General features: G+C 39.7%; 8 protein-coding genes. 4 read left to right on the plus strand and 4 right to left on the minus strand.

Annotated elements, in window-relative coordinates; genetic code table 11:
- Positions 1-54 precede the first annotated feature (54 nt).
- From BANH1_RS03545 to BANH1_RS03555, 3 genes are all read left to right on the plus strand, one after another.
- A complete protein-coding gene (locus BANH1_RS03545; protein WP_015398051.1) occupies positions 55-735 on the plus strand; it encodes an alpha/beta hydrolase in 681 nt (226 codons plus the stop codon).
- A 574-nt stretch (positions 736-1,309) separates the two neighbouring features.
- On the plus strand, positions 1,310-2,563 hold the full coding sequence (gene tyrS / locus BANH1_RS03550; protein WP_015398052.1) for a tyrosine--tRNA ligase: 1,254 nt from the start codon (positions 1,310-1,312) through the stop codon (positions 2,561-2,563).
- 226 nt (positions 2,564-2,789) lie between these two features.
- Positions 2,790-3,260, plus strand: coding sequence for a peroxiredoxin (locus BANH1_RS03555; RefSeq protein WP_015398053.1), 471 nt, complete (start codon positions 2,790-2,792; stop codon positions 3,258-3,260).
- Between the two features lie 116 nt (positions 3,261-3,376).
- On the opposite strand, the gene prfB is transcribed toward BANH1_RS03555, so the two are convergent.
- From prfB to BANH1_RS03570, 3 genes are all read right to left on the minus strand, one after another.
- A protein-coding gene (prfB, locus tag BANH1_RS03560; RefSeq protein WP_144050536.1) for a peptide chain release factor 2 occupies positions 3,377-4,505 on the minus strand; the annotation gives its coding sequence in 2 pieces (ribosomal slippage) (positions 3,377-4,435 and positions 4,437-4,505; 1,128 coding nt in all).
- Positions 4,506-4,693: 188 nt separating this feature from the next.
- The gene (locus tag BANH1_RS03565; RefSeq protein WP_338022622.1) at positions 4,694-7,099 is read right to left on the minus strand and encodes a penicillin-binding protein 1A; all 2,406 of its coding nucleotides are present in this window, start codon (positions 7,097-7,099) and stop codon (positions 4,694-4,696) included.
- Positions 7,100-7,319: 220 nt separating this feature from the next.
- Positions 7,320-8,549, minus strand: coding sequence for an N-acetylmuramoyl-L-alanine amidase family protein (locus BANH1_RS03570; protein WP_015398056.1), 1,230 nt, complete (start codon positions 8,547-8,549; stop codon positions 7,320-7,322).
- 613 nt (positions 8,550-9,162) lie between these two features.
- Here BANH1_RS03570 and BANH1_RS03575 point away from each other — a divergent pair.
- Positions 9,163-11,784 carry an Rne/Rng family ribonuclease gene (locus BANH1_RS03575; protein ID WP_015398057.1) on the plus strand — a complete coding sequence of 874 codons (2,622 nt, stop codon included), beginning with the start codon at positions 9,163-9,165 and terminating at the stop codon, positions 11,782-11,784.
- A 59-nt stretch (positions 11,785-11,843) separates the two neighbouring features.
- Here BANH1_RS03575 and BANH1_RS03580 read toward each other — a convergent pair whose 3' ends face one another.
- Positions 11,844-12,452: an invasion associated locus B family protein gene (locus BANH1_RS03580; RefSeq protein ID WP_015398058.1), complete on the minus strand. Its 609-nt coding sequence runs from the start codon at positions 12,450-12,452 to the stop codon at positions 11,844-11,846.
- Between the last annotated feature and the right edge of the window lie 200 nt (positions 12,453-12,652).

The following is a 12,652-nucleotide window of genomic DNA, read 5'->3' on the forward strand; positions in this document are numbered from 1 at the left end:
GCAAAAGTTAACCAAGGTCAATGAGAACTTTTATAGTATTGTAAGGAACATTTAATGCCAGAAATTATTTTTAACGGTCCTGCAGGTCGTCTCGAAGGACGTTATCAACCTTCACAACAAAAGAACGCGCCAATTGCAATTATTCTGCATCCTCACCCTCAATTTGGTGGAACAATGAATAATAAGATTGTTTATGACTTATTTTACATGTTCCAACAGCGTGGTTTTACAACATTGCGTTTTAATTTTCGTGGCATTGGCCGGAGTCAAGGTGAATTTGACTATGGTGCAGGAGAACTTTCAGATGCAGCAGCCGCTCTTGATTGGGTGCAAACACAACATCCCGATTCCAAAAATTGCTGGGTAGCTGGATATTCGTTCGGTGCTTGGATTGGTATGCAGCTTCTAATGCGCCGGCCAGAAATCGAAAGTTTCATATCTGTTGCTCCTCAACCTAATATTTATGATTTTTCATTTCTTGCGCCTTGTCCCTCCTCAGGTCTTATAATTCACGGCGATATTGATAAAGTTACCCCTCCAAAAGAGGTCGGAAACCTTGTAGATAAATTGAAGACGCAAAAGGGTATTACTATTACGCAAGAAACATTAGAAGGTGCTAATCACTTTTTTAGCGGACATAATAAAGAGCTTATTGAACGATGTGCACGCTATTTAGACAGTCGTATCACGGGCGGATTAGCAATTCTTCCGCGTAAAATATCTGCACTCACTTAGTGCACTGAAAATTTATAAAAAAGAGAAAAATTGCCACAATACGATTTAAAAAGGGCTTTTTTCTCCACAAGATTAAGGTACCCTTGTTTATAATTCGCGCGCACCCCACCGCATCAGGATAAAAAACGGTGAATTAATCGGTGGGTATAAAAGTCCTCACTTGAAAAAAACCGAAATTTCTTCTCGCATAATAATAAAAAATTTAAGTTTAATGATATTACGACTTTAAAATCGTGAATGTCCAATTGAGGCTGCTTTATTAAGCCCTTTAAGAGCTGAAAACAAAGTTGCAACAGCCCCCTCCACCCTATAACTCACCTTAGATATCCTGCATAAACGATATTTAGTCACACTGAAAGCTAAAAAACCCTATTCGACACTGATAATATTGGAACCATTTTTATCACAAACAACGTAACAAAAAGACTTTAATGAAATTCGACTCATAAAACCAACCATTATCCTCATTATTAACATTTTTCATTTCTTGTGAGCCAAATGCTATTTATGATAAGGACGACGTACTAATAATCAACTGTATAAACGAACATAATATTATCAGGAAATAAAATCTATGCTTCCCTTCAAATCTGAATTTTTACATATTATGAACGAACGTGGTTTCATCCATCAAATTTCAGATGCAAAAGGCTTAGATGACCTCTTATCAAAAGAAACTGTGACTGCTTATATCGGATTTGACCCCACAGCTTCGAGCCTCCATGCTGGAAGCCTCCTTCAGATTATGATGCTTCATTGGCTGCAAAAAACTGGCCATAAGCCCATTGCATTAATGGGCGGTGGAACGGGTATGATCGGAGATCCTTCTTTTAAAGATGAAGCTAGACTTCTTTTATCACACAGCGATATTGCCCAAAATATCACCGGTATTAAAAGAGTATTCGCTAATTATCTAACATTTGGGGACGGAAAAACTGACGCTTGCGCCGTCGATAACGCTGAATGGCTGTGTAATTTAAACTATTTAGAATTTTTGCGTGACATTGGAAAACATTTCTCGGTTAACCGTATGTTGTCGTTTGATTCCGTTAAACTCAGACTTGAACGAGAACATTCTTTATCGTTCCTTGAATTCAATTACATGGTCTTACAAGCTTATGATTTTGTTGAGCTTAATAAGCGTTACGGGCTACGCATGCAAATGGGTGGTTCTGATCAATGGGGTAATATCATCAATGGTATTGAATTAGGTCACCGCTTAAAAACACCGCAGCTGTACGCTTTAACATCACCACTGCTCACTACTTCTTCTGGCGCCAAAATGGGCAAATCACTAAATGGTGCAATTTGGCTCGATAAAGATATGCTTTCACCTTACCAATTTTGGCAATATTGGCGCAACACAGAAGACACCGATGTCACAAAATTTTTAAAACTTTATACCACATTACCGATGGACGAGATTGCCAAACTGTCCGCATTACAAGGTGCTGAAATTAACGAAGCAAAAAAGATTTTGGCCACAGAAGTTACAGCGATGTTACATGGGCGCTCTCTCGCACTTACAGCAGCAGAAACAGCGCGAAAAACCTTTGAAGAAAAAGCACTTGGAGAAAGTCTTCCAACTATTGAAATTAAGACAGAAAAATTAAAAATGGGCGCCGGACTGCTTTCTCTTTTGGTGCAAGCAGGGCTTTCCAAATCCAACGGTGAAGCGCGCCGATATGTCCACGGCGGCGGCGTACGTATAAATGACAAAACTGTCGAGGATGAAACACGCCTTATCACCGAAACAGATATTGATACAACAGGGGTGATTAAGCTTTCTCTTGGTAAGAAAAAACATATTCTAATCAAACCGCTATAATCCAGATAAAATTTTTTTGTTTTACTTTATGCTTTACCGCATTTGCTAAACGCAAAATTCTGCGCTTTTTATGTTAATCTAGTTCCCTTAATCCGTGTTTATATAAACAAAAGCACGTATGATAAATAAAAAAAACTTCTAAAACAGCACATCATACAGTTGAATAGTTTTGTTTACTATATATGATGCCAATCTAGCAATTATATAAATAAAGAGAAATGATATAATGACAAAGATAACGCAAGGTGATGTCGCCCCTGATTTTGATTTACCTCGTGATGGTGGAGGCCGGTTGCGTCTTTCTGATCTTCGAGGAAAGCCGGTTGTTTTATATTTTTACCCTAAAGATGATACGAGTGGCTGCACAAGCGAAGCGATCGATTTTACACGACTGAAAGAAGAATTTAATAAAATCGGAGTTATCGTTATCGGTATGTCTCCAGATGAGGTTAGCAAACACGACCGATTTAAGGCGAAACATAATCTTGATATCATTCTTGCATCAGACGAAGAAAAAACAACTCTCGAAGCATATGGTGTTTGGGTTGAAAAAAATATGTACGGACGTAAATATATGGGCGTCGAGCGTACTACTTTCTTAATTGATTCAACCGGGAAAATAGCAAAAGAATGGCGTAAAGTTAGCGTACCCGGACACGCCGAAAACGTCCTAGAAGCTGCGCGGATGCTTAAATAATAACATTCGTAAACCTGATCGTCCTTATATATTCATAGGGCTACGTCGTTGCTACCTTTAATTGAGTTTATCTTACCGAATATATTAGCGAAACTTAAAATTCGTGACTCATATTATCACTCAATATTGCCAGTCCCTTTGTCTTTTTTATAAACACGTTGAGCAAGCGCTGCCTCTATAAATGCGTCTAAATTGCCATTAAGTACAGCTTGTGGGTCGGTATTTTCAACGCCTGTGCGCAAATCTTTAACGAGCTGATAAGGCTGAAGAATATAAGATCTAATTTGATGGCCCCACCCAATTTCTGTCTTAGAGGCCTCAATGGCATTGGCTTCTTCTTCCCTTTTTTTTAGCTCTTCTTCATAAAGTCGCGCGCGCAACATAGCCCAAGCCGTTGCGCGATTTTTATGCTGAGAACGCTCCGTCTGACATTGAACAACGATACCTGTTTTTATATGAGTGATACGAACCGCAGAATCCGTTGTATTAACGTGTTGGCCTCCAGCACCTGATGCGCGATAGGTATCAACGCGGATATCTTCTTCTGAAAGATCTATTTCAATATTGTCATCAACAACTGGGTAGACCCAAATACTTGCAAAAGAGGTATGGCGCCTTGCATTAGAATCGTACGGTGAAATGCGTACTAAGCGATGGACGCCTGATTCTGTTTTCAGCTTACCATAAACATTAAACCCTTTTACAAGGATAGTAGCTGATTTTAGGCCAGCCTCTTCTCCATCATGAATTTCCAACATTTCGACTTTCATTTTATGCTGCTCAGCCCAACGAGTATACATACGTAAAAGCATAGAGGCCCAATCTTGGCTTTCCGTACCGCCTGCTCCAGCGTGAACTTCTAAATAAGCATCGTTCTGATCTGCTTCTCCTGAAAGAAGTGTATCGATACGCCGTTTATCTACTTCATTTTTAAGTCTACGTATCGTATTTTCTGCATCAGAAACAACTTCTGCGTCCCCCTCTTCTTCACCCATCATGATTAATTCAACGGATTCTTCGAGCGTTTGTGTAAGCGATCGGATGCTATTAACTGAATCCTCGAGATTCTGCCGCTCGCGCATCATCTCTTGCGCTTGTTGCGCATCATCCCAAAATGATGGGTCTTCTACCCTTTGATTGAGGCATTCAAGGCGTTTTAATGACTGATCCCAGTCAAAGATGCCCCCTTAGCAACTTAACAGCTTGCTGAATTTCATCTACTAATGTTTCTATTTCTGCTCGCATAATTTAAACGCCTCAGTCTTCAAATTTTGTTATTTTTTCTCGTTACAACACCTGGCATCTTAAATGTTAACAGTAACCAAAACGACAGATGTTGCGATTCCTTCAATCTGCTCCATTACGGGCTAAATCGCGTAAAGAAGCAAATATTGTTTATATTCTTCTATCTTGTTTAAAAAATTACTTTTCGATTAGTATAATCCGCCTGTGCCACTTTCAAGAGCTTTGTTGACCTGCGGAGAAGTAGTTACTGCTGGGACACCTTCCTGAAAAAAGTCAGTTCCGCCAATTACTTGATATATATCGGCAGGCCCCGTCCCGGGTTTAAATGCTTCTATAATAACGTCACTATCCCCTGCTTCAGCGAGCATACCAGTCTTGCGATTAATCGGCATTAAAATCATACCATCTGGTATCTTAAATGGTACATCCGGCTTATTCTTTAGGGCATTTTCCATAAATTCACCAAAAATAGGAGCCGCTAATGAGCTCCCCGTTTCATTCTTTCCCAACGTAGCCGGTTGATCGTAACCAACAAACACACCAACCACAAGACCAGGTGTAAACCCCATGAACCACGCGTCTCTAGAATCGTTAGTTGTTCCTGTTTTAGCGGCAATATGTCGGTTAAGATAACGCAAACGCGCGGCCGTACCACGTTGAACGACCCCCTCCATCATTGAAGTAATTTGATAAGCCGTCATGGGATCAAGAACTTGATCACGTTCATCAATCAAGGTTGGCTCGCTTTGATTATCCCACGATTGAACATTACAATTTTCACATATGCGATCATCATGTTGATAAACAGTCTTCCCGTAACGATCTTGGACCCGATCTATAAGCGAAGGTTTGATAGAGCGTCCTCCATTCGCAATAACTGAATAAGCTGTCACCATCCGTAAAAGTGTTGTTTCTCCTGCACCTAGAGCCATAGGAAGATAAGGCTGCATTTTATCTGTGATACCAAAACGTTCAGCATATTCAGCTACGAGCGGCATTCCCATATCATTGGCGAGTCGTACAGTCATAAGATTACGAGAATGCTCAATACCATAACGTAATGTCGAAGGCCCTGCGAATGTACCAGCATAATTTTTAGGTTGCCATACTTGACCGTTGCGTTGGCGAACTTCAATTGGACCATCCAAAATTACAGATGCTGGTGTATACCCAATATCAAGAGCTGCCGCATAGACAAAAGGCTTAAAAGAAGAACCAGGTTGGCGATAAGCCTGCGTTGCGCGATTAAATTCGGACACAGCAAAGGAAAAACCACCGATCATCGCAAGAACGCGCCCTGTCTGAGGTTCCATAGCGACAATTGCACCTTCGACCTCTGGTATCTGTTGCAAACGATAAACATCGCCCTTATTCGGAATCTTTTCGACAAAAATAACATCCCCGACGCGCAAAATCTGAGACAAATTATCAACAGTTTTCCGACTACCATTTTTGTTAACGATGTGCAGCGCCCATCTTGATTCGGCCCCGGATAGTACAGCAATTTCTCGCTTTTTTGATACAAAACCTGAAACTTCACGCTGTGGCTGCAAGCCAATCTTTATCTCACTGTCGCTAATAGATAGAATAACTGCTAAGCGCCATTCAGGAACATCACTTAGCCCGACGATATCTGCAAGTTCTACACCCCAATCGCTTTTTTCATCGATATGCTTGTAAGCTCCACGCCACCCCAGCGAATGATCAAATTTGATTAAACCATTTCGTAAAGCGCGCCGCGCAATACGCTGCAAACGCGGATTTAACGTTGTACGGACTGATAGCCCACCTTCGTAAAGTGCCTTAACTCCGTAGCGGCTTATTAAACGACGGCGCACTTCTTCAGTAAAATAATCAGCAGAAAAAACATAATCTCCGCTCCCACGCATTGTGGCTCCTAAAGGTTTTATTTTAGCTTGTTTGCCCTGTTCTGGCGTCACATACCCATTTGCAACCATTCGATCTATAACCCAATTGCGCCGGTCGATAGCGCGTTGTGTATATTTGAATGGATCATAATTCGCTGGACCTTTAGGAAGAGCGGCCAAATAAGCGCACTCTTCTAAAGTGAGCTCATTGACTGGTTTATCAAAGTAAGTCAATGCAGCTGCCGCGACACCGTAAGCGCCGCGACCAAGATAAATTTCGTTAAGGTAAAGTTCAAGGATATGGTCCTTCGAGTAAGTTCTCTCGATACGCATAGCGAGAATGGCTTCTTTTAATTTACGCTGAAATGTTGCATCTGAAGTCAAAAGAAAATTCTTGGCGACCTGTTGAGTAATGGTCGACGCTCCTTCCAGGCGCCGACCAGAAGCAATATTGCGGATATTATTAACTAAGGCTCTAGAAAGCCCCTCTGGATCCAAACCGAAATGGTGATAAAAGTTTTTGTCTTCGGCTGAAATAAAGGCCTCTTTAAGAAGATTCGGCATCGACTGAATTGCTAAATAAAGACGATTTTTCGCGGCAAACTCCGCCATGATACTACCGTCAGCAGCATGAACACGGCTCATTACAGGAGGCTCATATAACGAAAGAACTTCATAATCAGGAAGTTTATCAGCTTGATTACCAGCCATCACCCTCCATACCATTGCTCCACAAAACCCAAAAGCAATAAAAAAACTGAGAAAATACCTAGAAAAAATCGTCATTGAAATAGATGTTTCTTTCTTTAAAAATGGCTAAAATAAACGGATCCCAGTCCACCCCGGGTAGAATATAATTGTTACTTAATTGAGACGAATACAAGCTTATTTCCTATTATTTCACCATTTTATATCAAAGCTGGTAGTGCTACTTTACTCTATATACTCAAAAAGATTGCGTAATTTCTCGGCGATACTCAGCAAATTGGCGAACAGAATCAGCAATAGAAGCAGCCACTTGTTCTCTCCATTGGGGGTTATTTAACGATTTTTCATCTTCTTTATTAGATAAGTAACCTATTTCTATCAAGACAGAAGGTATATCCGGGGCTTTCAAAACTTGAAAAGCAGCGTATCGGTGAGGATTATTTATAAGATTGATATTATTTTTTGATAAATTTAAAATAATACGATCAGCAAAATTGACAGAAAATGTATGGGTTTCACGCTGGGCAAGATCAATCAAAATATTTGCGACTTCAGATGATTCTTGCAAAGGTAATCCCTCAAAAAGGTCCATCATATTTTCATTCTCAGCCAAAGTTTTGGCAATAACATCAGATGCTTTATCTGATAAAGTGTACACTGTAGCCCCGCGGAGATACTGAAGATTAATAGTATCTGCATGAATAGACATAAAAAGATCAGCGTTTGCTTTTTGAGCTTTTTTAACTCTTTCGTTTAATTTTAAAAATACATCAGAATCACGTGTTAAGATAACCTCGATATTAGGATCTTTTTCTAATTCACTCCGCAGCGCGCGTACAAAAGCGAGTGTTATATTTTTTTCCAGAATTCCGGTTACACCCTGTGCGCCACTATCGACTCCCCCGTGGCCAGGGTCAAGGACAACTCGAAAAGGATGTGCTAAATCTAATTGTGCTTTTGCATTTTGGCCGTTCTCTCGCTGCTTTTCTAACGTTTGAATGAATTTCTTTTGTGTATTTTGAGTAATATCAATTAAAATCTGCCATAAACCATTGTTTAATTTTTGTACTGCATTTTTTTCAATGGAAAAAGCGGTTTTACTCGTTAAAGTAATATGCGAAGCTTGCGCACCAGGAGCGCTGTAATGTATATCTGACAGCATGGCCGATAGCGCCCTCTGTTTACCTGAAAGCGTATTTTGTACTGAAAGATCAACTGTAGGCAAATTAATAACTAAGCGTGCGGGCGCATCTAAAATCTGTAAAGAAAAATTTGGCTTAGCATTAAAAACAGCGATAATACGCGTGCGTGCGTCGTCACCGATGGTTCGTAAATTGACGAGTTTTAACGTATCTGCAGCGTAAATGTGCATTTGAAATGTCATAAAAAATAATAAACAATATGTAAGACGCAAGATAGCTGTCCAACAGGCCAGTTTTAATCTTTTTGTAAAATAACATTTTGTCATTAATTGAAATACTCTTTCCCGCAATAACAATTGTGTCTCACTGTATATAAAGCGATACATTGAATATAGGTTGCATTCTCAAATAAATGCTGAATCTTTTAACCGTAAATGCCAAAAAAAAATCAAATTAAAGCAATAAATATATTAATATACGGTGTGCATTTATATTGTTACTTGCCAAAAGCATGATATCAACATAAAAGAATATGCACAGCTTTCTAGATGACGATAACCATCTCATATTGGCTTAAATTGTCGGTAATTCGCATTAAGTTACCAGAAGGTTTGTCGCATATTACGCTTTTGGACTTTTTATGGATAAAAAGTCTTCGTGCCTTGAAAAGGCAGGATTGCGTTATCGAAGATTCGTTGGTTCGGATTCCCGAACTGTTTTAGAAATTGTTTTGCTGGAGACTTACAAAAAATATGAGTCGTAAAAAACAGACAGGAATAATGATTGTAAATACCACAAATGCTATAATGTGTTTATCTACAGCACACCATCCTGTTGTATCAGCACCTCCTTTTTATGGCAGACAGCCCTTTATATCCGCAAATAGTTATACTGTTTGCGCGGATAAAGTTGCGCATATCGCCTGCAGGATTTTAACTTATGTCAAACAAAATGCTTATAGATGCCTCTCACCCGGAGGAAACACGTGTTGTCGTTGTTCATGGCAACAAAATTGAAGAATTTGATTTCGAATCAGAACATAAAAAGCAACTTAAAGGAAATGTTTATTTAGCACGTATCACGCGTGTAGAGCCTTCGCTTCAAGCCGCTTTCGTAGAATATGGTGGTAATCGCCACGGTTTTTTAGCATTTTCGGAAATTCATCCCGATTATTACCAAATTCCCGTTGCCGACCGCCTTGCTCTTCTGGAAGAAGAAGAAAATGCTGCTATTAATGAGAATGACGCCAATGATCTGACCGAAGAAACACACCAGAGTAAAAAACGTCTGAGGAAGAAAAATAAAAATGATGATGTCGCAGCTGCGAATATCGAAAGTGATATTATATCCGAAACGATAACGGCTGACGATACAGAAGAAGCGCTCGATACGAATGCCCCCGACGACGATATCGAAATGGTAGGTGCAGAGGATGTAAGTGAGGAGCTTCCTGCTTATCAATATAAACAAAGGCGCCATTATAAAATTCAAGAAGTTATTAAACGGCGTCAAATTTTATTGGTACAAGTAATTAAAGAAGAACGCGGCAATAAAGGCGCAGCGCTCACGACTTACTTATCATTAGCAGGTCGTTACTCTGTTTTGATGCCCAATACAGCGCGAGGTGGTGGTATTTCAAGAAAAATTACTAATATACAACACCGTAAGCGTCTTAAAGAAATTGTAAAAGAATTGGCAGTTCCGAGAGGTATGGGCGTTATTTTGCGAACTGCTGGAGCAAACAGAACAAAAGCTGAGATTAAACGTGATTACGAATACCTTATACGCTTGTGGGACACTATTCGCACTCTGACGCTTAAATCAACTGCACCTTGTCTCATTCATGAAGAAAGTAATCTTATAAAACGCTCTATACGCGACCTTTACAATAAGAATATCAGCGAAGTCCTTGTCTCTGGCGATCAAGGATATCGCGAAGCTAAAGACTTCATGCGCATGTTAATGCCTAGCCATGCAAAAGTTGTTCAACCTTATCGTGATCCTACTCCTATCCTCGCGCGTAATAACATCGAAACTCAGCTTGATAAAATGTTCTATCCGCAGGTCTCTTTGAAATCTGGTGGTTACCTCGTTATCAATCAAACGGAGGCACTTGTTGCTATTGATGTAAATTCTGGCCGCTCTACCAAAGAACACTCTGTCGAAAAAACAGCGTTACAAACTAATCTCGAAGCTGCAGAAGAAGTAGCTCGTCAATTACGCTTACGTGATCTAGCTGGTTTAATCGTGATCGATTTCATTGATATGCTCGAAAATCGCAATATTAAGCTTGTTGAAAAAAAGCTGAAAGATTGTTTAAAAAATGACCGCGCTCGTATTCAAGTTGGCCACATATCGCATTTTGGTCTTTTAGAAATGAGTCGTCAGCGTATTCGTATATCCGTTTTAGAAAGTACGACGCAACCTTGCCCTCATTGCGCTGGAACTGGAAATATACGCTCTGAATCTTCAATTGCTTTACATGTCATGCGTTCAATTGAAGAATATCTTCTTCATAATTCTCAATATAATATTATAGTGCGCACGCACCTGGCAACAGCGCTTTATGTATTAAATCATAAGCGCAATATTCTCGTTAATTTAGAAACGCGGTTTAAGCTCAATATTAGTATTGAAGCAGACGACAGCATCGGAACACAATATTTAACTATCTCTAAGGGCACGATAGCAGAAGGAATTGCTTCGCCTCCTTTGGTAATCGAAAATGATAATAGAAAAGAGGACGAAGATATAATCTCGGTGGAGAACGAACTCGCCCAAGATAAAACATTAGCTGAAAATAATAATCGGCGTCAGTCTAAAAATCGTCAAAGTAAGCTTGATGAGAACTCTTTTTCCCATCCCTCTAAAAACGATGGCCAAAATAGTGAAGAGGCGCGCCGTCGCGGACGGCGCCGCGGACGGCGCGGAGGACGTCGCAATCAAGATAATGATTTTTATCAAGCTCGTACCCCTTATGCAGAACCGGTTGGAAACTTTTCTAACCAAGCTGCAACAGAAGTTAAAGCGAAACGCCGCCAACGCCGTGTTCCACCTGCCGAGACTATTGGATTTAATGAACAAGCAAGCAATACAAAATCCTCAATTACGCAGCAGAGTGAAATTATAAAAGGCGATACGGCTATCAAGACAAAAAAACGTAATACGCGTTTTCAAAAAAAGTCACAAAATCAGCAGATTCTGGAAAATAATCAAAATACGATGGTGCCAACACCTGCCGAAGAGCGACTTGTAGCCTCAGTCCCCCATAAATCTAAAACAAAAAAAGAAGATAAGTTAATTCCTGAAATGACTGAAAAAGATCCTGTTAATACAAAAACATCAACATATAAAGCGCGCACAAAAGCAGTTATCAAAAAATTAACTCAAATAGCAGAAATATCAAAACGAGAACCAACACAAGGAGAATTTGCTGAACATTCCTCAGCAAAAGCCGAAAAGGTATCTGACCAGCCCGTCATCACATCTTCAATGCCCGAAGCCTCTAAAAAAACTGAGCGCGTTGGTTGGTGGAAGCGCAAGACCTCTTCTAAAGGTTAAATAATTATAAATAAACAAACGCAAAAAAGGCAAATAGCCTTTTTTGCGCCGTTTTTTATTTATTCTCCTTGTTTAGCTTTCTTTTGCTCAGCCTTTACGCGTTCTTCAAGCTCTCTCTGCTTTAATTGAATAGCTTGCTGTAACTTCATTTGTTTTTGTTGAAAAGCCTCCTCATCTATACCAGAACCGGTATATGCAGCTGTAAACCCATTAAGAGAAAGTTCGATAGGATTAACTGTCCCCTGAAAATTGGTTGTAGTTACAACCATTTTTGAACCGGCCTTCATAGCATCAATTAATTTATCATCTAAGACTTCATTAGCGATGCAGCTCGGCCCATCGCAGATAATATAGGGAATTTTTTTAGAAAAATTATCCCCAATTTGAATATTAATACCTTCTGGCAAAAAACGGCCTGTAGGTACTTGGACACCTATACGTCTTTCATCTTGTTTGCCCCGTATCTCAACTAAATTAACGGCTGTTAAAAGATGACCGCTGTCTGAAACAATAGAGTTCGTCGTGTTACAAATATCGACATCATCTTGCTTGCTGCAAATTTTATGCCACCCCTGAGATAAATTCTGTGCACTCACCGGAGTATAAGCTATAAAAAAACAAGCAACAGCCCCAACCAATATAGAAAAATAAGAATCTTTATGCGACATGATTAAGTTAATCCTTTCAGTGCGCTTTTATAATAATCTCACTATAAAAATGTTAAATATAAATCCGCTTAAATGCACCAATTTAAGCCAAAAAAAACCTGCTGTATCTTACTCTTAAGCCTAATACTATAAAAAGTTTCTTTAAAGCTGACTGGACTTTTATGCATTTTCGTATAATGATGGCGTTCTTTCTATTGCCC

The sequence above is a fragment of the Bartonella australis AUST/NH1 genome (assembly GCF_000341355.1).
Lineage (GTDB): Bacteria > Pseudomonadota > Alphaproteobacteria > Rhizobiales > Rhizobiaceae > Bartonella > Bartonella australis.